The organism is Propioniciclava soli, from assembly GCF_038502305.1.
Lineage (GTDB): Bacteria > Actinomycetota > Actinomycetes > Propionibacteriales > Propionibacteriaceae > Propioniciclava > Propioniciclava soli.
The window spans coordinates 165321-186985 of the sequence record NZ_CP115965.1; the positions used below are offsets into that span (position 1 = coordinate 165321).

Sequence of the window (21665 nt, forward strand, 5' to 3'; positions counted from 1 at the left end):
AACCTTTCAGTCGAAAGAGGGTGCTTGGCGTCGGGCCAAGAGGGTGAGGATGATCAGGAGCGCGGCGAGGGTCGCGCCGGCGTAGAGGATGAGCAGAGTGGGCGCGGCTTCGGGTGGGCGCGCGCCGAGGAACGCGAGTGCTGAGGGCCAGGGCCAGGCGGGGTTGAGCGCCGGCACTGTGAGGATCGTGCAGGCGACCAGGGTGAGGGTCATCGGCGTCACGCTGTGAGCAAGCCAGCCGGCGATGACGCCGGCTGACGCGATCGACGCGGCGACCAGTGGCCCGGCCAGGAGCAGGTGGAGTGCATCGGCCCAGTCAAGCATGGGGCGGCCGGTGAGGGCGTCGAGGGCTGCGGTCACGGCGAGCAGCGCGATCGCGCTGACGAGGCCGGAGGCGACGTCGCGGGCGGTCTCGCGGGCGACGAGCGTGGTCGCACGGCCGTGGCGCAGGAGAAGGTCGGGAAGGCGTGTGGTGAGGGTGTGTGACCAGCGCAGCATGAGGACCAGCGCGAGACCGACCCACACGATGACGGCGAAGGCCCAGTGCAGGAACGACATCCCTTCGGTGCTCGCTCCGTAGAGGAGCTGGGAGGCCAGGGGCAGCTCGGGATCCTGAAGCGGGGTCATGAGCAGTATGCCGCTGCCGATGATCAGCCAGTACCACGCCCAACGGCGATCGATCCGCACCCTTGGCCAGGCTCGGTTCACGGGCCGTCGGTCCATGCCGAACGCCAGGACGCCGAGCACGGCGATGCCGATGACGCAGGCCGTGGGTGCGGCCCATAGCGGGAGCCCTGTCATGACGGCGTGCGCGGTGACCAGGGCGTTGATCGGGTTGCTCGCCGGCGGAAGCGGCCAGGCCTTGAAGATGACCGGCATCGATAGGGCGGCTGCGATGACGAACAGGCGGTAGTGCCGGGTGGAGGTGAGGGCGAGGATGGCGACGCCGGTAGCGAGGAAGGCGGCTGAGACGGCCAGGTAGAGAACCTGTGCGGCTAGTACCGGGATGAACGCGAGCCCGGCCGTGGCTTGGGCATGCAGCGACGCGACGAGGTCCTCGCGGGCCAGGGCGAGCGGGCTCCACATCAGCTGCCAGCCGAGCCCGGCTGTTCCCACCAAGGAGCTGGCCGTCAAGGCGATCGCCAGGACCGCTCCCACCGGTACGGCGCGCACCGCTTCGTCGAGGACGAACGCGGCTCGTGAGCCGTGACGAAGGAGGACCGCGGGCCGCGCGCGCAGTGAGATGCTGTGCCCGAGCACGACGGTCAGCACGGGCCACAGGAAGTACGCGATGACGTACGGATCCTGGGCGGTCATCAGCACCACGTCCCACGCCCCGAACGGGGCCTGGGCGATGTCAGCGGCCGTCAGGAGCTGGCCTCGGTACGCGAGAGCGGTCAGTGCTCCCGCGACCAGGGTCGCCACAGATGCGAACAGGAGTCCGCGGTAGCGACGCAGCCAGATCACTGGTAGCCCGCCGGTGAGCGTCGGGCAGATAGTGTCCAGGCCGCAAGTGCTGCCACTATCAGCAGGAACGCCAGTGTCGAGAGCATCGGGACATACAGCGGGATCTGGCGAAGGTTGAACGGGAACACCGCCGCGATCATGCCCCACCGTTCGAGCCCGAGGACGGCGAGTAGGAAGTCGATCAGGAACTGGCCCACCGCGGGTAACGCCAGCGCGAGCAGACGGTTGCTCACGTTCACCAACGCGAGGACGCCGAGCATCCCGTAGAGAGCTGCGTGAACCCCGACCCAGGCCGCATACGAGCTGAGGAACGCGGCGTCGCCCAGGGGAAGCAGCTGAGCGAAGGTGAACCGTTCGGCAGGCACCCGAGCCCCGGGATCAGGGAAGTAGGTCACCCAGCCGAACTTCGGGGTCGCCCAGAGCGTCAGGACGCCGACGATCACGATCATCACGGCACCAGCCACGAATCCGAGAGCAGCAGCTCGGCCAAGATGGCGCAGCAGGTATCCGCGTCTCCCGCGACGCAGCTGGAGCGGCAGCCACGCTCCGGCCGACAGCTCCTGGCTGAAATAGAGCCCGTACAGCAACGTGGTCAACAGCGGGAACGCCAGCGGGACCAGGCTGCTCAGGGCCAGGGTGAAGTGGTCGTAGCGGTCGACCAGCGCGTAGTCGCTCACCAGCCACCACCCGAAGAGGCCGGGTGAGGCGATCAGGAGCAGGACCACAGCCATGCTGGGCAGGTATCGGCGGATCAACGCGTTGTCTCCTCTGCGCACGAAACAGGTATTGACACGCCGGAGCGTGCCAATACCTGTTAGGTGGCGCTAGTTGCTGCGCCAGGTACCGGAGACCTGGACGTCGACGGCGGTGTTCCAGTCGTTGCTGAACTGCACGCGGGCGCTCGCGCCCTTCTGCACGGAGTTCCACAGCTGGCGGGTGTCGTTGTCGCCGACGTCGCGAGCCCAGCCGCCGGTGCCGGCGGCGGCCTGGAGACGAGCGTCGACGACGTAGTCGGCGCCCACCGTGCCGCTCCGCAGATCGGCCGCGGTGCCGGCGCCCACCTTCGTCTGGTACGCGGTGTAGCCGTTACCGTTGAGCTTGCCGACGGTCGTGCTGTAGCCCTGGAACGTGGTGCCGGCCCAGGCCGACGTCCCGACAGCGAGCATCCCGACGACCGCCAGGGGGATGGCGAACTTCTTGATCTTCATGATGATGAACCTTTCATCTAGGGGTTTCTCCGAACCTACACGAACCTACGACGGCTCGTTGTTGAGCTGGAAATCTGGGAACTTTAGTACCCTCAGATGGGCAGTCAACTGCCCGCCGGCAGCCCGCGTGCCTTCCCCGAACGGGGTAGGCCGCCATCGAGATCAGGCGTCTCGGACGTCTGGGAAGAGACCGGCTGGCGGAGCCTCGTAGGGTAAGGGCTCGTGCGGCCCGGCGGTGTCCTTAGACCGCGCCCACGGTCCCGTCGCGCTCATCAGGACTCCGAGATGGTGGTCTGCGTGATCGCGCAGCCACACCGAGATTCCCGTGGACGGATCCATGCGCAGGTGCTCCCAGGCCCGCCATAGCGCCTCGAGGCGCGTGATCGCTTCGGCGGATTCCCACCAGCGTGCTGACCAGCGATAATCCGCGCGGCCTTCCTCACCGACGTTGCGACGAAAGACCGGGCAGATGAACTCGCGTACGAACTCGTCGACCGACCCGTAGTAGAGGGTCGGCACGTCGTCCTCGACGACCTCAGGCTCGCCCGGAGGGCTGAGTTCGGCTTCCGCAGCAGCGGCGGCGACTTGGCGCAGCGCGTCGAGGCGCTCCGGTGTCAGAACACCTTTCACTGCTTCGGTGACGATAGGAGCGACTTCGCGCTTCACCTGGCGGTGGATCTCGCTGGTCACGGTTGCAGCAACGAGGCCGCCGGCGATCGCGGCCAGATCGAGGCCATCAATCTCGGCGGCAACCCTCTCTCCGACGATGTCGGGTGCGCCCAAGGGCTCGTCGGTCTCTTCGTCGACGTCAGCCATCGAAGTGGCCTCAACGTCGTAAATGGGGGCGTCGGTGTCCCACTCGCCGAGCCCGCTCATGACCGCACCGGATCGTCCAGGGCCGCGAGGTTCCGGCCGACGTCGACGAGCTCCCGCTGTGCGTCATCGAGCGTCGTCGTGGCACTCGGGTCATGAGCGGCGATCGACGCCTTGACGGCTGCGGCGTGCGGGCCGTTCATCCACGGCTGCGTCGTGATGAGCGTGGGACGAGTACCGGAGGCCAGCACGACGGCACGACCCTTCGGCATCCCCTGTAGGTCGGCGACATCCAGGATACGTTCGCGGGTGAGCTGCTCGTTGACACTGCGCTGTCCGCGGCCGGTGGAGACCGAGGTGACTCGCTTGTCGTAGCATCGCGCTCCAGGCCTGCAACTCGGAGGCCAGGGCGACGATCTGGCACCAGATCCGATTCTGGTCGAACCCGTGCAACGGGAGGTTGGCCAGGCCTGTGTCTTTCGCGATCCGGATCCGGTCTTCGCAGCGGGCGCGGCGACGATGCCTGAGCTCCAGCTGCTGCCGGGTGCCGAGGGTGGTGTTGGTCGCGAAGGCGGTGAGCCGGTAGCCGTCGACGTCGTCGAACCGCAGCTGAGCGCCGGGGTGGGGCCGTTCGCGGCGGACGATCACCCGCATCCCGGCAGGCCAACCGTCGAGATCCAGCAGTCCGGTGAAGTCAGCAAGATCGGCCCCCTCGCGAGCCTCGCCATCGCTGTTGAGGGCCGGCACCCAAACCCACTCAGGGACCAGGTGGTAGAAGTCGGGGGTGTCCATGGGGAGGGTGAACCCGACCGAGTACGCCACCCTGCGCCCGGTCAGCCACTTGGTGAACTCCTTCGTGCCGCCGGCCCCGTCCGCGCGGATCAGCACGCGGCGTCCGGGCCGCGGGTTCCGGTCGGGGAGCTGCGCGAGAGCTTGTTTGGTGACGGTGATGTGATCGGCGGCGGTGTTCGAACCGGCGTTCCCGGGGCGTAGGTGGACCTCCAGGGCTTCGCCGGTGCCGTCCGTCCCGTGGTCGGCGAACGCCAGCAACGGGTGGAACCCGAAGCCTCGCTTGAACGTCGCAGCCGCGCGCTGCTTCTCCGAGTGGGCGGTGATCAGCGACGCGTCGAGATCGATCACCACCGGATCCTCGGCAGTCGACTCGTGGTCGGGGGCATGCTCACCGGCCAGGGCCCAGACCCTGGCGCGGGCCTGCTGCCTGGCTCCGGCGATCGCCTTGATGGCCTTGTCCGCGTCCTCGGCCAGGGCCGCGATGAGCCGCGACACGGTCGGATCCGACGCCACCGGGCCGTAGACCCCTGGTTCAGCGCGCAGGGTGGCGAGGTCGCTCAACGCTTCACCGCCGAGCACCAGCGACATCGCCAGATCGCAGATGATCTTGCCTGGGTCGTGGACCGCCAACGGTTTCCGCCACCGGGAAAGCGCCTCCGACAGGGCCCGGTCCAGGCCGGCCGCGCGGATGGTTTCGGTCAGCAGGATCCCGCCAGCCTGGCCGACCGCGGTCACCTTCGCGGTATCGACATGAACCCTGGGATACGAGCCGGTACTCTTCACCTCGAAGGTGCTCCTCGCTTGTTGAATGATTGTGCTTCGCAAAACACATCATCCCAAGTCAGGGGCACTTTCGCCATCCCAGGCCACTGCAGTCCACCCACCGTCATGAAAGCACGAGGCTAGACGTGATGCCTGCAGGAGATCAAGTTTCCCTCAGGCTCGCCCTGTCCATCGAGTACCTCATCGGGGATGAACGAGTCCAAGTCGCCTAGATGTACCCGGCCATCAGGTTGGTAGCAGTCGGCTGATCGGGGGCTTCCCTCCGAGTGCGCTGTGGCCTCGTGCAGTGTTGTAGTGCTCGAGCCAGGGCGCAAGGGCTGCGGTGCGCTCTTGGTTGCTGGTGTAGGTGCGGCGGTATGCCCATTCGGTGGCCAGGGTCCGGTTGAGCCGCTCGACCTTGCCGTTCTGCCAAGGGCAGTGGGGTTTGATGAACTTCTGCCGGATGCCGTGTTCGGCGCATAGCCCGCGTAGTGAGTAGCGGTAGGCCCATGCGTTGTCGGTCATGAGGCGTTCGATCCGGGTGATGCCGTGTGCGGCGAAGTAGCCGATCGCCCGCTGCAGGAAGGCGGCGCAGGTGGTGCCTTTCTCGTCGGTCAGGACCTCGCTGTAGGCGAGCCTGGAGTGGTCATCGACCAAGGAATGGACGTAGTCGAACCCGGGCCCGTTGATCCGGTCCCGAGCGACATTCCCGCGACCGTGGACCCGCCACCCGCCGCCGTCGGGGATCCGACCCATCTTCTTCACGTCCATGTGGACCAGTTCGCCGGGATGGTCACGTTCGTAACGGACTGCGGTCTGCTTCGACGAGCGGATCACCGACCCGGTGATCGGGTCACACTCACGCAGGTAGGCGACCTGGTGGCGGCGCAGGATCCGGGAGATCGTGCGGGCCGGCACGCCGACGATCGTGGTCAGGACATCGGGCCCAGCTCGGTGGGTGGCCCGCGCGGCCAGCACGCGCTCCTCAAGAGCCGGACTGGTCTTGGTGGGAGTCGTGTGTGGTTTCGAAGAGCGGGTCTCCAGGCCTGCCAGCCCCTCGGCTGCGTACCGGTCCAGCCACGTGCGCACGCACTTGCGGGACACCCCCATCGCCGCGGCGATCTGGGACTGGGGCCAGCCGGCCTGATGACGTTGCACGATCAGCAGCCGACCGTGAACGGTCAACCGGGCACTACCGTGGGACATGGAACCTCCGTGGTGGATGTGGGCCTTCGACAAGCCACACCCCACCCGGAGGTTCCCCTCACGTCAACACCCCCGAACTGCCACCAACGTCCTGGCCGGGTACACCTAGAGCCTGTTACGAAAGTCGTTTGAGCCATCCGTTGATCACGGTGATGTGGGTGGTGGCGGTGAAGCGGACGGCGAGTTTGTCGTAGCGGGTGGCGAATGCGCGGTGGTGTTTGAGCTTGTTGATGCCACATTCGACAGCGTGGCGGTCCTTGTAGGCGCTGGGGTCGAACGCGGGTGGGCGACCGCCTTTGCTCTGGACCGTTCCCGCTTTGGTGGAGGGTGGGGCATATTCCGCGGGTTCCTGAACTTGGGAGGAACCGACGATGGGATCGACACGGAGGGCGTTCACGGAGGAGTACAAAGCCTCGGCGGTAGAGTTCGTGATCAATGACGGGCGCTCGGTCGCCGATGTGGCGCGCAGTATCGGCGTGCATGAGATGACCTTGGGGAAATGGGTGAAGAAGGCGCGAGACGCGCAAGATGGTGAACCGGTCCGGCCGTTGAACGAGGACGAGCGGGCCGAGCTGGAACGGCTCCGCTCGGAGAACCGACGGTTGAAGATGGAGGCTGAGTTCGCAAAAAAAGTTGCGGCCTGGTTCGCGAAAGACCAGCAGTGATCTTTGCTGGCTCTTCCCAATCGAGGGTGGGTGGGTGACGGCGCGGGCTGAGCGTTGAGGAGCCTTGTCGCCGCGAGGATGTGGGTGTCGAATCCCATCCAGCAACAACAAGGCCCATGTCTGACGCTACCTCAACGACGCCCGCCTGCCCGCCGGTCACCAGCCCGGATCTGACCACCTTCGCTCGGGTTGACGCCCTCGGGCTGCGGGTCGACGCCCAGCAGATCTGGCCGGACAAGGCGATCCTGTTCTGCTCGCTCGTCACCGTCGATGACCGATGTCCCCGCTGCGGCGCTGGGGGCCGGGTGCACGACCAGGTGCTACGCCGGTTCACCCACCTGCCCGTGGGCCGACGGCCGACGTGGCTGTCGGTCCGGGTGCCCCGGTTCCGCTGCGATGGGTGTGGGCGGGTGTGGCGGCATTCGCTGAAGACGGTGGCCCGACCGCGGTCGAAGCTGACCAGGGCCGCGGACTGGTGGGCCCTGTGCCAAGTCGTGCTCGATCACACCCCGATCAGCGGTGTCGCCGCCGTGCTGGGCATCAGCTGGGACACCGCCCACATGGCCGTGACCGACGTCGGGACCCAGCTCCTCATCGACCACCCGGGACGGCTCGACGGCGTCGAGGTCGTCGGCGTCGACGAGCACGCTGTGCGCCACGAGGCGCTGTTGTTTCGGATGGAGGTGAGAGACCTGCATCGCCCCGCTGTCGTAGCAGTGGGGTGAAGCTGGCGGCAGCCTGACTTCGGGGAACGCCGGGGTTGGGTGGGAGCAGCCGCGACAAAGTCAGGACGGTCCAGCACTACCGGATGGGCCGGGTCTGGTGAGCAAGACGGGAAGGTGTACGAGAGGAACCGGTGTCGTAAAGCCTCTTGATCGTCGACCAGCTCGAACCCGGTGGATGCGGGCTGGAGTGCGGTGCGTAACCGCCGTGGGGGTCGTCAGCCAGACGGCCGTCGGGGTGGGGAACTGTCGGAACGGTGAATGTGTCGGGTCCGGCAGGTCGTGGTGAAGGTCTACGGCGTAGCCACGACGATGCCGCAGGGGCAAAGCCGGGCGCCTCGCCCGTCAACCGAACAGCAGTGAACGTGGGAACCCTCCGCACTCCGTTCCCCACCACCTTGGTGGGGATAGGCGCGTTGCCGGCCGAAGGGTGTGGGTGGGGGCGGAGCCGTCGTAGTACTCCGAGGTCGGGAAAGCCGACCGCATGGGAAAGGGCGGCAGCGAGAGGAAGCAGGAAGGAACTGTGATGTCCGAAGACGCACCGGTGAATACCGGTGCCACTGGGTGGCCGAGCGATGCTCGCGCCTTTCTGGCGGTACGGAGGATGCAGACCAAACTGCATGGTTGGGCGGCCGCGGATCGCGGCCGCCGGTTTGATGATCTGTACAACCTGGTCTGTGACCCGGCGTTTCTGACGATGGCGTGGGAACGCGTCGCTGGGAACAAGGGGGCACGGACACCGGGGGTGGACCGGGCCACGGTGGCCCACGTTACCTCCGGGATGGGGGTCGAGGCGTTCCTGCGGCAGGTACGGGACGAGTTGAAGTCCCGGACCTTCCAGCCGGTGCCGGTGCGGCAGGTGATGATCCCGAAGGCCAGCGGCAAGCTGCGCAAGTTGGGCATCCCCACCGTCACCGACCGGGTGGTGCAGGCCGCCTTGAAGCTGGTACTGGAACCTATTTTCGAGGCGGACTTCCAACCGTGCTCGTACGGGTTCCGCCCCAACCGGCGCGCTGCTGACGCGATCGCCGAGATCCACCACTTCACCAGCAAACGGTATGAGTGGGTGTTGGAGGCCGACATTGAGGCGTGTTTCGACATGATCGACCACACCGCGTTGATGGACCGCCTGCGAGCGAGGGTTTCGGACAAGCGTGTGCTGGCGTTGGTGAAGGCGTTCCTGAAGGCGGGGGTGCTCACCACGGTGGGTACCACCGAGGGAACGGTGACCGGCACCCCGCAGGGCGGAATCTTGTCTCCGTTGCTGGCCAACATCGCTTTGTCCGTGTTGGACGACGAGTTCGCACGGCGCTGGACCCAGGAGATGGGAACGGCGAACCAGCGGAACCGGCGCCGCTATCACGGCGAGGCGACCTACCGGCTCATCCGGTACGCCGACGACTTCGTGATCGTGGTCAAAGGCGAACGGGCTGATGCCGATCAGTTGCGCGAGGAGGTGGCAGTCGTGTTGGCCCCGATGGGGCTGCGACTGTCGCCGGACAAGACCCGAGTGGTCCACATCGACGACGGGTTCGACTTCCTCGGCTTCCACATCCGACGGATGCGGAAACGCGGGAGCCACAAGTCGTTTGTGTACACCAAGCCGTCGACGAAGGCGATCGCCTCGATCAAGGCACGGGTGAAGGCCATGACGTACAGAGCAACCCTGCACCGCGACCCGGGCTACCTGATGGCCTACCTGGGTCGAGTGTTGCGTGGGTGGGCGAACTACTTCCGGCACGCGTGGCCAAACGAGCCTTCAACGCGGTCGATTCCTACACGTGGGAACGGATCACGTCGTGGCTACGGAAGAAGCACCGTCGTATCGGATGGCCAGAGCTCCGGCGCAGGTACTGTCTGCCGGGCAGTTGGCGGCTCGCCCACGACGGGGTCAGGTTCAAGGGCGCAGCCAGCGTCCCCATCGTCCGGTACCGCTACCGCGGCTACCAGATCCCGACCCCGTGGACCCCATCGACCGTCACAAGCTGACCGACCCCCTCACGTGGAGAGCCCGGTGCGGTGAAAGTCGCACGCCGGGTTCGGCGGGCGGGCTGTGGAAACCCACCACGGGTAACCGTGGCAGGGCGCCACAGCCCGACCCAACTGGCGACACACCCGCAAGGGCGACAAGTACGTGACCGTGATCATCGACCTCACCCCGATCCGGGACGACACCGGCCCCGCCCGGCTGCTGGACCTGGTCGAGGGTCGCTCGAAGAAGGCGTTCAAGACCTGGCTGGAGGCTCAGACCGACCAGTTCCGGGCCCGGGTCGCCATCGTGGCGATGGACGGCTTCACCGGCTTCAAGACCGCCGCCGCCGAAGCCGTCCCCGACGCCACCGCCGTGATGGACCCCTTCCACGTGGTCGCGTTGGCCGGCGACAAGCTGAACGCCACCCGACAACGCGTCCAACGTGAACTCACCGGCGGCCGCGGCCGAGCCGATGATCCGCTCTACAAGGCCCGACGTACCCTGCGCACCGGCCGGGCGCTACTCACCGACAAGCAGAAGGCCCGCCTGTCAGCACTGTGGGCCATCGATGAAGCAGTCCCCCTCGAGGTCACCTGGCTGACCTACCAAGACATCATCGACGCCTACCGACACCCCGACGCCGACGTCGGGAAGAAGCTGCTCACCTCGGTGATCGACCGGATCAAGACCGCTGTCCCGGCCGGGCTGGAAGAGCTCGCGCAACTCGGCAGGACACTCGAAAAGCGACGCGACGACATCCTGGCGTGGTTCGACCACCCCGGCTCCAGCAACGGACCCACCGAAGCCATCAACGGCCGGCTCGAACACCTCCGCGGCATCGCGCTCGGCTTCCGCAACCTCGTCAACTACCGGCTCAGATCACTCCTCGAAGCAGGCGGATTCCGACCCCTCATCCACTCTCTTTCGTGAAGAGCCGGATTCTCGGCCCACCAGCCTGTCTGCGCAGCGCTGCCGGGCCAGCCTCCCTGCCGTTGGGACCGCCTCCCTGCCGTTGGGACCGCCCCCCTAGCGGCGCAACGGCAGGGCGGTGCGAATCGAGCAGGGGGGCGTGGGCAGGGGCAGGGTGGCGGTGACACGGGCAGGGTGGCGGCGTGCGGTCACGTCCGCCGGGTGCGACGGGTGAGGGACGAGTACGGTGGGGGCATGCCAGTGAGCAGGGCCGCCATCATCGGCTGGGGCGACGTCGCCACCGTTCATCGTGAAGCCATCGACGCCATCGCCGGGGTCGAGCTCGTGGGGATGGTCGACACCGATCCGGCACGACGCGAGGCTGCCGAGCGTGACCTCGGCGTCCCCGCCTTCGACACCGTCGATGCGCTCGTGAATGCCGTCGACCCCGACGTCGTGCACGTCACCACGCCGCACGATCAGCACGTGTCCGCCTCGCTGGCGGCGCTGGCGCTGGGCGTCCACGTGGTGCAGGAGAAGCCGATCGCCGCGTCGCTGGCCGATGCTCAGCGCCTCGTCGACGCCGCCCCGGGCGCGCGGGCGAAGATCGGCATCTGCTTCCAGAACCGCTACAACGTGAGCAGTCAGGAGCTGCGCCGGTTGCTCGACTCGGGCGCGCTCGGCGCCGTCCGGGGGGCGTACGCGTCGGTGGTGTGGACGCGCACCGCCGACTACTACGCCGCCAAACCGTGGCGCGGCAGCCGCGCCCGGGCAGGCGGTGGCCTCCTCATCAACCAGGCCATCCACACTCTCGACCTCGTGCAGTGGTTCCTCGGCGACGTGGTCGACGTCAAGGGACACGTGGCGCAGAACAAGTTCGGCGACGTCATCGAGGTGGAGGACACCGCCGAGATGCTGTTCACCCACGCGAGCGGCGTCCAGAGTTCGGTGTACGCCACCCTCACCGCGCCCCAGCACCGGGCCGTCGAGATCGAGCTCGACTGCGAGAACGCCTACGTGAGTCTGCGCAACGGCCTGACCGTCACCTGGGCGGACGGCCGCGTCGAGACCTTCGACGAGCGTCGTGCCAATTCCGGGGGGCGCTCGTACTGGGGCGTCTCGCACGAACTCCTGATCCGCGACTTCTACACCCGCGTCGACGATCCGGAACCCTTCTGGATCGGGCCGGCCGAGGCCATGAAGAGCCTCGAGATGCTCAAGCGCACTTACGAGGTCTCCGGCTTCTGACGCACGCCGGCGCTGCGCGACTGGCGCCTGCGCGGTCACTGCATCCCGGCCTCCTGCACTTGGCGGAGCGCCGTGAGGGACGCCTCATCGCCCTCGGTCGCCGGCTCCGGCCCGCGGCCCCACAGCCACAGCGCCAGCTGTTCGGCCGTGCCGGTGGCCGACGCGGCCGGCGCCGCGGCGTCCCGCTCGGCCATGAGCAGAACGCCCGGCTCGTCGTATTCCTTGCCCGACTCACCCGTGCCGCGCCAGCGGCCACCTTGGACGACCAGCGTGGCGTCGGCGTCCGTCGCCACCAGGGCGACCGGTTTCGCGACCGGGGTGAAGGTGAAACCGGGGAGCGTGCCCCACCACGCCCACATGACGTCGAAGGCGTGCCGGATCGCACCGAGGGCGACCTCGACACCGATGCGGGTGGGGTCGAGCCCGGCGGCCACCTCGGCGTCCACGCGGTGCATCGTCGCCTCGAACGCCTGCATGCGGCGCGTCGCGCCGACGCTCTGGTCGCTCCCGAGCCAGAACCAAGCGGGTTCGTCGTCCGCCCGGCCCGCCAGCGCCTCGGCCAGGGCGTTGGTCTCGGCGGCGAACAGGTCCAGCAGCGCGGCGCGGTCCTCCGGCCGCGCGGGGCCGGCCGCCTCCGCCGCTTCGACGTCGGCGTCGCTCTGGGCGCCCGTCGTCAGGATGCGCGTCCAGAAGCCGTGCACGTCGGTGAGGTGCCACAGCAGGTCGTCAACGGTCCAACCGGGGCACGTGGGGACGGGGGAGTCCGGATCGGACTCGGCCACAACGGCGGCGAAGCGGGCCGACTCGTCGGCCAGGACGCTAGCGTGATCGATCATGGGCCGATCCTCGCACCCGGCTCCGACAGTTCGGTGGACCCCGCGTCCGGGTCCCCGAGACAACTGGCGGTCAATCGCCGCCGAGCCCCCTCCGGGCGCTGTCGTGACGCACTAGGGTGGACACCGAACCACGAGCAAAGGAGCGGGCATGGGTGACACGGTGCGACTGGGCATCATCGGGCTGGGAGCCGAGGGCGGCATGTACGCCAAGCTCATCAGCGAGGGCAAGGTGCCCACCATGACGATCGGCGCGATCTGCGACATCTTGCCCGAGAAGAAGCAGGCGGCAGACGACCTGGGGGTGCCGTTCTTCACCGACTACACCGAGATGGTCGCCTCCGGCGAGGTGGACGCCGTGGTCACCACGGTGCCGCACTACCTCCACCCCGAGATGGGCATCCATGCGTTGGAGCACGGCGTCCACGCCTTGGTGGAGAAGCCGGTCGGCGTCTACACCAAGCAGGCGCGCGAACTCATCGATTTCGCCGCCAGCAAGCCCGACCTGCAGTTCGGGGTCTTCTTCAACCAGCGCACCAACCCGCTCTACCAGGACCTGCGCGAGCTCATCAGCTCCGGTGAGCTGGGCAAGCTGCGGCACACGAGCTGGACCATCACGACCTGGTGGCGCCCGCAGCCCTACTACGCCCAGTCCGCGTGGCGCGCCACGTGGGGTGGCGAGGGTGGCGGCGTCCTGGTGAACCAGGCACCCCACCAGCTCGACCTGTGGCAGTGGGTGTGCGGGGTGCCGAGGTCGGTGTTCGCCAAGGTTGGCTACGGCTTCCGGCGGGACATCGCCGTGGAGGACGAGGTCAACGCCCTGGTCGACTTCGGTGAGGGGGCCACCGGCTCGTTCATCACCTGCGTGCACGACCTGCCAGGCACCGACCGCCTCGAGATCCTGTGCGACCGGGGCAAGGTCGTCGTCGACGACTCGAACACGGTGACGATCACCCGCCTCGTCCAGGACGAGAAGGAGCTCTCGGCGAGCATGGACGTGGACGCCGTTCGCCGGCTGTTCACCGGGCAGCTCGACCGCGCCGAGCTGATGACCACCGAGACGAAGGACTACGGCTCGGTCTGGGGCGCCCAGCACGCGGAGGTGTTGCGGAACTTCGCCGCGGCCGTGCGGGGCGAGGAGGAACTGCTCGCGCCCGGCGCGGACGGCATCCACGGCGTCCGTCTCGCGAACGCGATCCACCTGTCGAGCTGGCTGGGCCGTGAGGTCTCGATCGAGAACTTCGACGAGGACACGTACCTGAGCGAGCTCAACGCGCGGATCACCGCCGAGGGCACCTTCGAGACGAGGAGCTGAACCATGGCCACCCTGGGCGTGATGATGATGATGCTCAAGCAGCAGGTCGCGGATGAGGGGATGTTCGCGGTGCTGCAACGCATTGTCGCGATGGACCTCACGGCGGTCGAGGTCTCCCAGATTCCGATGGACGCCGCCACCACCGCCGATCTGGAGCGCGGCGTCCGCGAGCTCGGCATCGACGTGGGTGCCCTGTCGGTCGCGCTCAAGCCGGGTCGCGTGGCGACCGGCGACAACCTCGAGGAGAGCTACGCCAAGATCGTCGACGATTGCGGCCGGCTCGAGACGCGGTTCGTGCGCATCGGCATGATGCCGTTCGAGGCCATGATGGCCAAGGACGCCGCGGAGGCCTGGGCCGCCGAGTGCCAGAGCGCCGCCGAGCGGCTGGCCGCCGACGGCATCACCCTGTGCTACCACAACCACCACGTCGACCTGACCCGGTTCGACGGCGAGCTGCTGTTCGACCTCGTGCGTCGGGTGGCGCCTGCGTTGAACTTCGAGGTGGACCTGCACTGGGTGCAGCGCGGCGGCATGGCCCCGTTGGACATGCTCAAGCGCTACTCCGGGGTGTGCAAGATCATCCACGTGAAGGATTTCCGGGTCACCCCCGTGCCGGCCTCGGCGATGGAGTTCTTGAGCGCCGGGGACTTCGCCGGCTGGCAGAGCGCGTTCAACGACATCGTGCAGTTCGCCGAGGTGGGCCAGGGCAACATGAACTGGCCCGAGCTGTTGCCGGCTGCCGAGGCCGCCGGCGCGGAGTACTTCTTCATCGAGCAGGACGACACCTACGGCCGCGACCCGTACGACTGCATCGCCGACTCCCGTCGCTACCTCGCCTCCATCGGCTACTGACCCCGGGCCCGCGGTGGCCGACACCGCTCGCTGATTCCCCACATTCATCGAATGTGGGGAATTTGCCTGTTCGGACGCGTTGCGGGCGATGGTGAATTAGTCCCACGCGGCATTTCTCGTGTCCCCTCTGGGGGGCCTTTTCGCCCCCCTCCGCGCGGCGTAGTGTTCAGTCATCGCCCGGACGGGGCCGTGTGCATGCGCTGATTGAACAGCGCGGGGGGAATGACATGAATACGTCTGTTGCGCGTCGTTTTGGTGCGCCCGAAAAGCGCCGCCGCCGGTGGGCCGTGGCCTTGATCTGCGGTCTGCTCGGCCTCGGCCTGGTGCTGGGCGGGTTCTACGCGTGGCGCACCTGGGCCTCGGTCAGCGCCATCTCGCGCAATCCCGAGCTGTTGCCCCTGGCGGACGCGGGGGGCGCGGCGGCCCCGGCCGGGGCAGCCGATGCCGCCGACCCGCCCCGCCCGGCGCCCGACGCGTCCGAACCCGGGTCGCTCACCTACCTGCTCATCGGCAGCGATGCCCGCAACGAGGACGAGCGGGGCCGCAGCGACGTGTTGATGCTGGCCCACCTGACGCCGGCGCGGGACCGGTTGTACCTCATCTCGTTTCCCCGCGACCTGTGGGTCGACATCCCGGGGTATGGCGAGGCCAAGATCAACGCTGCCTTCGCGCACGGGGGCGGGGCGCTGGCCGTCCGCACCGTGGAGGGGCTGGTCGGCGTCCGGACCGACCATGTCGTGATGATCGACTTCGACGGATTTGCGGGCCTGACCGAAGCGCTCGGTGGGGTGACGGTGGACAACACCATCGCGTCGTCGTCACGGGGGTACTCCTGGCCCGCCGGCCCCATCACCCTCCGCGGGGACGAGGCCTTGGCCTACGTCCGGCAGCGCTACGAGCTGCCCCACGGCGACCTGGATCGGGCGGCCCGGCAGCGCGCCGTGGTCACCGCCGCGCTCGACCAGTTGTTCTCCTCCGGGACGTTGGCCAACCCGAGCCGCTTCAACGACGTGGCGGGGCTGCTGGGGCAGTACGTCACCGTGGATGCCGGGCTGACGAACTCCGAGCTGCTCGCCACGGCCATGAGCCTGCGGTTGGGCGGGGCGACCGACATCGTCAGCCTGCAGGCCCCGGTCTCCGGGCTGGGGACGTCGGCCGACGGCCAGTCCATCGTGGTGATGGACGAGGCCGGCATGGCCGACCTCGCCCGGGCGATCCAGACCGAGTCGCTGGACGCCTACCTGGCCGCGCGGGCCTGACACCGGATCAGCAACCGCCGGGCCAGGGGCAGTCCTGCGCGAGCGCGTCGTCGAAGAACGGCTGGAGCTCGGCGAGGGCGTCGGCGTCCAGCGGGTCACCCACGTATTCACCGAAAGTCAGCCCCGTGTAGACGGCGCGGCCCTGACGGACGCTGACGCTCAGCGACCCGCCCGGGGCGTCCGCCCACGTACCGTCGACCTCCGCCTGCGTCCACCAGCTGAGGCCGATCGCGTCGTCGCCGAGATCGTTCAGCTCGGCGAGTGCCCACTGGTCGCGCCACCCCGGCGTCTGCTCATCGCGGCTGCACGCCTCGTCGGAGTACTCATACGATCGCACCTGGTCCAGGAAGTCGATGGCCGCCTGCTCGGTGCGGAACACCAGGACGGACTCGTCCCAACCCATCCCCGCGGGGCCGCGGGCCTGGATGTGGCGGCCCGCCTCGACCTCGACGAGGGCGCCCGGCGCCTGGTCGCAGAACCGCACCACGGGCGACTCCTCCTCCCATGCCGTCACCTCGTCCGTTGCCGGGGTGCCCTCGTGGAGCAGACGGAACCCCCCGAGGTCACCGAAGTCGGCGGGGAAGATGCCGTTGTCCGTGTAGTCCGGCCAGGCGGGGGTGGCCGATGCGGGCGGGTCGGCGGGCGGCGTCTGGTCGCCGGCCGGCGTCGTGGCGGACGTCGGCGACCCCGGGGTCGGCGTCGTCCCGGGCGACGTGCTCGGGGTGGGCGAGGGCGATGCCGTCGTCGTCGCCGTGGGCGTCGGCGAGACCTCGCTGACCGGGACGCCGCGCTGGGTGGTGTTCTCCAGCAGGGAGCCGATGCCGAAGGTGGCACCGCCCAGCAGGACGACGGCGGCCAGGCCGCCCGCGATCGTGCGGTTGCGGCGCACGGTCCGACCGCGCTGGAGGACGCTGGCGGTGAGACGGTCGGTGTCGGGTTCGGCTCCGTCGTGGGCGTACCACAGCTCGTTGCGAAGTTCGTTCTCGTTGATGGGGCTCATGACTTGCTCCTGGTGGCTTCGGCGGCGTCGTTCCGGCTGCGGAGCCGGCTGAGCGCGCGGGAACAGGTGGACTTGACGGTGCCGACGCTCACGCCGACGTGCTCGGCGACCTCGGCTTCGGAGAGATCCGCGTAGTAGCGCAACACGACGATCGCGCGTTCGCGGGCGCTCAGGTGGGAGAGTTGGTCGACGATGAAGTCGCGATCCTCGGTGGCCGAGAACGCGGCGGCGGCGTGCGCATCGGGTTGCCAGTCGCCGAGATCGGCGCTCACCGTTTCGTAGCGCTTGCGGCGCCAACGGTCCGTCGCGAGATTGACCATGATGCGGCGCGTGTAGGCCCAGGCGGTCTGTGGCTCCACACGCCGCCAGTGCAGCCAGGTGCGCAGGAGTGCGTCCTGGAGCAGGTCATCAGCCCCGTCGCGGCTGCCGGTCAGCAGGTGGGCGACGTGGCGCAGCGACCCGCCATGGGTCGCGACGAACGCGGAGAACTCCTCCTCGCGCGTCGTGGTGCTGGTTGTCATGCACACAAGGACGGCGCGGGTGCGCCGCGGGTTGCACGAATCTTCACAGACGCCCCGCGAGGTCGACGGCAGGCCACGCCCCCATGCTCGCCGGGCCGACCACGGGTTGGCAACCGGTGGCCTTCGCCCGCCCGGTCACGCACAATGGGAGCGGTCCGACACCAGAAGGGGTTTCCCGACATGCCCAAGCACCACGTCGTCATCATCGGCTCCGGCTTCGGTGGTCTCTTCACCGCCAAGGCGCTCCGTTCGGCGGACGTCGACGTCACCATCATCTCCAAGAGCCCCGAGCACCTGTTCCAGCCCCTGCTCTACCAGGTGGCGACCGGCATCCTGTCCGAGGGTGCCATCGCGCCCTCGACCCGCGAGATCCTCAAGCGGCAGAAGAACGTGCGCACCGTGACCGGTCTGGTGACCGACGTCGACGTCGCGAACAAGGTCGTCCACTACCGCTTCCACGACGCGCCCGGCACGCTCACGTACGACTCGCTGATCGTCGCCGCCGGCGCCGGGCAGTCGTACTTCGGCAACGACCAGTTCGCCACGTTCGCGCCCGGCATGAAGACGATCGACGACGCCCTCGAGCTCCGCGCCCGCATCTTCTGGGCGTTCGAACACGCCGAGCAGGCCACCGACCCCGAGCAGCGTCGCATGCTGCTGACCTTCGTGGTCGTCGGTGCCGGGCCCACCGGCGTCGAGATGGCGGGTCAGATCCGCGAGCTGGCCTCCCGCACGCTCGTCGGCCAGTTCCGGCGCATCGATCCGCGCGAGGCGCGGGTCGTCCTCATCGACGGCGCGCCGCAGGTGTTGCCGCCCTTCGGGCCCTCGCTGGGCGCCAAGACGCAGAAGTCGTTGGAGGAGGCGGGCGTCGAGGTCATCCTCAACGCCATCGTGACCGGCGTCGATTCGACGTCCGTCACCTACCAGCCGAAGGACGGCGCGCCGGTCACCATTCCGGCCGCTGCGAAGGTCTGGGCCGCCGGCGTCCAGGGCAACGCCATCGGACGGACCATCGCCGAGCAGGCCGGCGCGGAGGTCGACCGCTCGGGCCGCGTCGTCGTCCAGCCCGACCTGACCCTGCCCGGGCACCCCGACGTGATGGTGATCGGCGACCTCGCCTCCGTGCCCGGCGTCCCGGGCGTCGCCCAGGGCGCGATCCAGGAGGGGCAGTACGCCGCCCGCCGCATCGCCAACCAGGTGGCCGGGACGCCGGACGGCGAACCGTTCAAGTACCACGACAAGGGATCCATGGCGACGATCGCCAAGTACGAGGCGGTCGTGAAGATCGGCCGCATCGAGCTGACCGGCTTCATCGCCTGGGTCATGTGGTTGATCCTGCACCTGTTCTACATCGCGGGCTTCAAGGGCCGCGTGACCACCCTGCTGCACTGGGCCATCTCGTTCCTCGGCACCGGCCGCACCGAGCGCGTGACCACCAACCAGCAGATGGTCGGACGCCTCGCGCTCGAGCAGCTCGGCCAGCGCGTCACCGGGCGGCTGCTCAAGGGCGAGAACCCCCGCTCATCGGAGAAGCGCACCACGCGGTGACGCCCCGCCCGGCGACCCGCGGGCGGGTCGCCGAGCCGGGCGTCCGGGTGCGGCGTCAGGCCGTCAGGCCGGGCTCACACCGGGCGCTTCTGCGGACCGTTCTGCGCCGTCATCGCCGGGTCGGACACGACCACGTCGCCGAGCGCCTCGTCGATCGCCCGCATGGCGTCGGCGGGGATCTCGACGCCGGAGGCCTTGACGTTCTCGGTGACCTGCTCGGGCCGGGAGGCGCCGATGATCGCTGCGGCGAGGTTCTTGTTCTGCAGCACCCAGGCCACGGCCAGCTGCGCCATGGAGAGGTCGAGCCCCTCGGCGATCGGCTTGAGTTTCTGCACCCGGCCGAGCACGTCGTCGTTCATGAACCGCTTGATCATGTCGGCGCCGCCCTTGGTGTCGGTGGCGCGCGAGCCCTCCGGCAGATCCTCGCCCGGCACGTACTTGCCGGTGAGCACCCCCTGCGCGATGGGCGACCACACGATCTGGCTCACCCCCAGCTCCTCGCAGGTGGGCACGACCTCGGACTCGATGACGCGCCACAGCATCGAGTACTGCGGCTGGCTGCTGATGAGCTGGATGCCGAGGTCGCGGGCCAGCTCGTGACCGGCGCGGATCTGGTCGGCCGTCCACTCGCTGACGCCGATGTAGAGCGCCTTGCCGGCGCGCACGACGTCCGCGAACGCCTGCATGGTTTCCTCCAGCGGCGTCTCGGTGTCGAACCGATGCGCCTGGTAGAGGTCGACGTAGTCGGTCTGCAGCCGCTGCAGCGAGCCGTCGATGGACTCCATGATGTGCTTGCGGGACAGGCCGCAGTCGTTCGGCCCCTTCGGCCCGGTCGGCCAGTAGACCTTCGTGAAGATCTCCAGCGACGCCCGGCGCTCGCCCTTGAGCGCCTCGCCGAGCACCTCCTCGGCGACGGTGTTGGCGTAGACGTCGGCGGTGTCGAAGCTCGTGATGCCGGCGTCCAGCGCGGCCCGGACGCACGCCGTCGCCGCCTCGTTCTCGACCTGCGAGCCGTGGGTGAGCCAGTTGCCGTACACGATCTCGGTGATCTTCAGCCCGGAGTTGCCCAGGTAGCGGTACTTCATCGTCACTCCTTGTGGTGGGGAAAGGTTGCTGTGGACAGATGGGGTGGGGGCAGGTTGACCCCACCATGTCTACCACCGGCGCCTGACAGTGCGCCCCGATGCTCTCGGCCGAGCCCCGCCGCATCCGGACAAGCAGGTTTGCCCGATCAGTGACAATCGCGCCGTGACCGAGCACGTCTGGCCCGTGAACCTCCCCCGCACGCCTGTGCTCGTGCTGCGGGGGCAGCGTTTCGACGCCGCTCACCCGGCGGTGATGGCGATCCTCAACCGCACGCCGGACTCGTTCTGGGCGAGTTCCGGCAGCCAGGGGGTGGACGAATCGCTCGCAGCGCTCGACGCCGCCGTGGCTGCAGGGGCGGATCTGGTGGACGTCGGGGGTGTCCGGGCCGGGCAGGCCGGTGACTGGGTGGACGCCCGGACCGAGATCGGGCGCATTCAGCCCCTGCTCGCGAAGGCCAGGGAGCGACACCCGGATCTCGTGCTCAGCGTCGACACGTGGCGCAGCGAGGTGCTGGCCGCCGTCGCCGATCTGGGGATCGACCTCGTGAACGACACGTGGGCGGGCCACGACCCCGATCTGGCGGCGGCCGCAGGCGACCTCGGGGCGGGTTACGTCGTGTCGCACACCGGGGGGCTGCCGCCGCGGACGGATCCGGTCGCCGTCTCCTATGGCGAGGATCCGGACGCCGTCGTCGCGTCCGTCATCACCGGGCTGCGGGAAGGAGCGCGCCGGGCGATGGACGCCGGCGTTGCACCCGAGGCGGTGCTTGTGGATCCGACCCTGGATTTCGGCAAGACGACCCGCCACTCGTTGCGCGTGCTGCGCGCCACCGCACAGATCGCCTCGCTCGGCCACCCGGTGCTCCAGGCCATCTCGCGGAAGGACTTCGTGGGGGAGACCCTTGGCCTGCCCGTGGCCGATCGGCTGGAGGGGTCGCTGGCGGCGACCGCGGTGGCGGCCTGGCTGGGGGCGACGGTGTTCCGCACCCACGACGTTGCGGCCACTCGGCGCACTCTCGACATGGTCGCGTCCGTGCGGGGTGACCGACCCCCGGCCCGGGCCGAACGGGGTGAGCCATGAGCGGCCCGAGCGGGTTCGAGAGCTGGATCGACCGCCAGATCCGGGAAGCGATGGAACGTGGCGCGTTCGATCACCTGCCCGGTGCGGGCAAGCCCCTGCACCTTGACGACGACCCCGACTGGTGGGTCAAGAACAAGATGCGCGCCGAGAACCTCGAACCGGTGCTGACCGGGCCGGCCGCGCTGCGCCGCGAGGTGGCCGACATCCAGAGCGCGCTCGCCGACGCCCGTACCGAGGTGGAGGCCCGCGAGCGCTGCGAGGACCTCAACGGTCGTATTCGTGCGTACTACGCCGCCCCCCAGCGCGGCCGGCAGCTGGTGGTGCGGCTGGTCGACGTGGACGCCGAGGTGGCGCGCTGGCGCCAGAGGCGGTCCGGCTGAGCGCCGGCGGGTGGCCCGGCGAGCCGC

The 21665-nt window shown here is 68.7% G+C and carries 21 protein-coding genes and 1 pseudogene; 11 read left to right on the forward strand and 11 right to left on the reverse strand.

All coding sequences use genetic code 11. The features are described 5' to 3' along the window. Positions 1 to 6 precede the first annotated feature (6 nt). From PCC79_RS00735 to PCC79_RS00765, 7 genes are all read right to left on the reverse strand, one after another. On the reverse strand, positions 7 to 1425 hold the full coding sequence (locus PCC79_RS00735; RefSeq protein WP_232550249.1) for a hypothetical protein: 1419 nt from the start codon (positions 1423 to 1425) through the stop codon (positions 7 to 9). A gap of 38 nt (positions 1426 to 1463) precedes the next feature. Further along, positions 1464 to 2198: a hypothetical protein gene (locus PCC79_RS00740; RefSeq protein WP_232550248.1), complete on the reverse strand. Its 735-nt coding sequence runs from the start codon at positions 2196 to 2198 to the stop codon at positions 1464 to 1466. A gap of 93 nt (positions 2199 to 2291) precedes the next feature. Beyond that, on the reverse strand, positions 2292 to 2675 hold the full coding sequence (locus PCC79_RS00745) for a hypothetical protein (protein ID WP_342372714.1): 384 nt from the start codon (positions 2673 to 2675) through the stop codon (positions 2292 to 2294). 162 nt (positions 2676 to 2837) lie between these two features. Further along, the gene (locus PCC79_RS00750; RefSeq protein WP_232550246.1) at positions 2838 to 3551 is read right to left on the reverse strand and encodes a DUF4913 domain-containing protein; all 714 of its coding nucleotides are present in this window, start codon (positions 3549 to 3551) and stop codon (positions 2838 to 2840) included. A 90-nt stretch (positions 3552 to 3641) separates the two neighbouring features. Then, entirely contained in the window at positions 3642 to 5063 is a 1422-nt protein-coding gene (locus PCC79_RS00755) for an IS1380 family transposase (RefSeq protein WP_232550245.1), read from the reverse strand. Positions 5064 to 5288: 225 nt separating this feature from the next. Further along, the gene (locus tag PCC79_RS00760; protein WP_342372715.1) at positions 5289 to 6248 is read right to left on the reverse strand and encodes an IS481 family transposase; all 960 of its coding nucleotides are present in this window, start codon (positions 6246 to 6248) and stop codon (positions 5289 to 5291) included. A 115-nt stretch (positions 6249 to 6363) separates the two neighbouring features. Beyond that, positions 6364 to 6645, reverse strand: a complete 282-nt coding sequence (locus PCC79_RS00765) for a hypothetical protein (RefSeq protein WP_232550244.1) — start codon at positions 6643 to 6645, stop codon at positions 6364 to 6366. 31 nt (positions 6646 to 6676) lie between these two features. Between PCC79_RS00765 and PCC79_RS00770 the strand changes: the two genes are divergently transcribed. From PCC79_RS00770 to PCC79_RS00790, 5 genes and pseudogenes are all read left to right on the forward strand, one after another. Beyond that, the gene (locus PCC79_RS00770; RefSeq protein WP_232550243.1) at positions 6677 to 6913 is read left to right on the forward strand and encodes a transposase; all 237 of its coding nucleotides are present in this window, start codon (positions 6677 to 6679) and stop codon (positions 6911 to 6913) included. Between the two features lie 116 nt (positions 6914 to 7029). Further along, positions 7030 to 7638, forward strand: a complete 609-nt coding sequence (locus tag PCC79_RS00775) for a transposase family protein (RefSeq protein WP_342372716.1) — start codon at positions 7030 to 7032, stop codon at positions 7636 to 7638. Between the two features lie 523 nt (positions 7639 to 8161). Further along, entirely contained in the window at positions 8162 to 9658 is a 1497-nt protein-coding gene (gene ltrA, locus PCC79_RS00780) for a group II intron reverse transcriptase/maturase (protein WP_232550288.1), read from the forward strand. Between the two features lie 81 nt (positions 9659 to 9739). Continuing rightward, a pseudogene (locus tag PCC79_RS00785) lies at positions 9740 to 10537 on the forward strand (ISL3 family transposase); the annotation flags it as partial. A 234-nt stretch (positions 10538 to 10771) separates the two neighbouring features. After that, positions 10772 to 11764, forward strand: coding sequence for a Gfo/Idh/MocA family protein (locus tag PCC79_RS00790; RefSeq protein WP_232548653.1), 993 nt, complete (start codon positions 10772 to 10774; stop codon positions 11762 to 11764). A gap of 35 nt (positions 11765 to 11799) precedes the next feature. Here PCC79_RS00790 and PCC79_RS00795 read toward each other — a convergent pair whose 3' ends face one another. Next, the gene (locus PCC79_RS00795) at positions 11800 to 12600 is read right to left on the reverse strand and encodes a maleylpyruvate isomerase family mycothiol-dependent enzyme (protein WP_342372717.1); all 801 of its coding nucleotides are present in this window, start codon (positions 12598 to 12600) and stop codon (positions 11800 to 11802) included. Positions 12601 to 12748: 148 nt separating this feature from the next. Here PCC79_RS00795 and PCC79_RS00800 point away from each other — a divergent pair, with 148 nt between their 5' ends. From PCC79_RS00800 to PCC79_RS00810, 3 genes are all read left to right on the forward strand, one after another. Further along, positions 12749 to 13912, forward strand: coding sequence for a Gfo/Idh/MocA family protein (locus tag PCC79_RS00800; protein ID WP_232548655.1), 1164 nt, complete (start codon positions 12749 to 12751; stop codon positions 13910 to 13912). 3 nt (positions 13913 to 13915) lie between these two features. Further along, complete coding sequence (locus tag PCC79_RS00805; RefSeq protein ID WP_342372718.1) at positions 13916 to 14764, forward strand: sugar phosphate isomerase/epimerase family protein; 849 nt, start codon at positions 13916 to 13918, stop codon at positions 14762 to 14764. Between the two features lie 287 nt (positions 14765 to 15051). Continuing rightward, positions 15052 to 16023 carry an LCP family protein gene (locus PCC79_RS00810; protein ID WP_232548657.1) on the forward strand — a complete coding sequence of 324 codons (972 nt, stop codon included), beginning with the start codon at positions 15052 to 15054 and terminating at the stop codon, positions 16021 to 16023. Positions 16024 to 16030: 7 nt separating this feature from the next. On the opposite strand, the gene PCC79_RS00815 is transcribed toward PCC79_RS00810, so the two are convergent. Together PCC79_RS00815 and PCC79_RS00820 are read right to left on the reverse strand one after the other, a co-directional pair. Continuing rightward, positions 16031 to 17023: a hypothetical protein gene (locus PCC79_RS00815; RefSeq protein WP_232548658.1), complete on the reverse strand. Its 993-nt coding sequence runs from the start codon at positions 17021 to 17023 to the stop codon at positions 16031 to 16033. Continuing rightward, the gene (locus PCC79_RS00820) at positions 17020 to 17544 is read right to left on the reverse strand and encodes a SigE family RNA polymerase sigma factor (protein WP_232548659.1); all 525 of its coding nucleotides are present in this window, start codon (positions 17542 to 17544) and stop codon (positions 17020 to 17022) included. Before PCC79_RS00820 ends, PCC79_RS00815 begins: the two co-directional genes overlap by 4 nt. 180 nt (positions 17545 to 17724) lie before the next feature. On the opposite strand from PCC79_RS00820, the gene PCC79_RS00825 reads away from it, so the two are divergent. After that, on the forward strand, positions 17725 to 19092 hold the full coding sequence (locus PCC79_RS00825) for an NAD(P)/FAD-dependent oxidoreductase (protein ID WP_232548660.1): 1368 nt from the start codon (positions 17725 to 17727) through the stop codon (positions 19090 to 19092). Between the two features lie 74 nt (positions 19093 to 19166). Here PCC79_RS00825 and PCC79_RS00830 read toward each other — a convergent pair whose 3' ends face one another. Next, positions 19167 to 20177 carry an aldo/keto reductase family protein gene (locus tag PCC79_RS00830; RefSeq protein WP_342372720.1) on the reverse strand — a complete coding sequence of 337 codons (1011 nt, stop codon included), beginning with the start codon at positions 20175 to 20177 and terminating at the stop codon, positions 19167 to 19169. A 163-nt stretch (positions 20178 to 20340) separates the two neighbouring features. On the opposite strand from PCC79_RS00830, the gene folP reads away from it, so the two are divergent. Continuing rightward, positions 20341 to 21258, forward strand: coding sequence for a dihydropteroate synthase (gene folP / locus PCC79_RS00835; RefSeq protein WP_342372721.1), 918 nt, complete (start codon positions 20341 to 20343; stop codon positions 21256 to 21258). After that, complete coding sequence (locus tag PCC79_RS00840; protein ID WP_232548663.1) at positions 21255 to 21638, forward strand: DUF1992 domain-containing protein; 384 nt, start codon at positions 21255 to 21257, stop codon at positions 21636 to 21638. The genes folP and PCC79_RS00840 overlap by 4 nt, the downstream gene beginning before the upstream one ends. Positions 21639 to 21665 lie beyond the last annotated feature (27 nt).

Bases quoted from the DNA above. Each gene is read 5' to 3' on its own strand.
- PCC79_RS00750 (WP_232550246.1), bottom strand. From the start codon at position 3,551: ATGAGCGGGCTCGGCGAGTGGGACACCGACGCCCCCATTTACGACGTT.
- PCC79_RS00800 (WP_232548655.1), top strand. From the start codon at position 12,749: ATGGGTGACACGGTGCGACTGGGCATCATCGGGCTGGGAGCCGAGGGC.
- PCC79_RS00830 (WP_342372720.1), bottom strand. From the start codon at position 20,177: ATGAAGTACCGCTACCTGGGCAACTCCGGGCTGAAGATCACCGAGATC.
- PCC79_RS00740 (WP_232550248.1), bottom strand. From the start codon at position 2,198: ATGGCTGTGGTCCTGCTCCTGATCGCCTCACCCGGCCTCTTCGGGTGG.
- PCC79_RS00805 (WP_342372718.1), top strand. From the start codon at position 13,916: ATGGCCACCCTGGGCGTGATGATGATGATGCTCAAGCAGCAGGTCGCG.
- PCC79_RS00790 (WP_232548653.1), top strand. From the start codon at position 10,772: ATGCCAGTGAGCAGGGCCGCCATCATCGGCTGGGGCGACGTCGCCACC.
- PCC79_RS00820 (WP_232548659.1), bottom strand. From the start codon at position 17,544: ATGACAACCAGCACCACGACGCGCGAGGAGGAGTTCTCCGCGTTCGTC.
- PCC79_RS00815 (WP_232548658.1), bottom strand. From the start codon at position 17,023: ATGAGCCCCATCAACGAGAACGAACTTCGCAACGAGCTGTGGTACGCC.
- PCC79_RS00840 (WP_232548663.1), top strand. From the start codon at position 21,255: ATGAGCGGCCCGAGCGGGTTCGAGAGCTGGATCGACCGCCAGATCCGG.
- PCC79_RS00775 (WP_342372716.1), top strand. From the start codon at position 7,030: ATGTCTGACGCTACCTCAACGACGCCCGCCTGCCCGCCGGTCACCAGC.
- PCC79_RS00795 (WP_342372717.1), bottom strand. From the start codon at position 12,600: ATGATCGATCACGCTAGCGTCCTGGCCGACGAGTCGGCCCGCTTCGCC.
- PCC79_RS00745 (WP_342372714.1), bottom strand. From the start codon at position 2,675: ATGAAGATCAAGAAGTTCGCCATCCCCCTGGCGGTCGTCGGGATGCTC.
- PCC79_RS00760 (WP_342372715.1), bottom strand. From the start codon at position 6,248: ATGTCCCACGGTAGTGCCCGGTTGACCGTTCACGGTCGGCTGCTGATC.
- ltrA (WP_232550288.1), top strand. From the start codon at position 8,162: ATGTCCGAAGACGCACCGGTGAATACCGGTGCCACTGGGTGGCCGAGC.
- PCC79_RS00825 (WP_232548660.1), top strand. From the start codon at position 17,725: ATGCCCAAGCACCACGTCGTCATCATCGGCTCCGGCTTCGGTGGTCTC.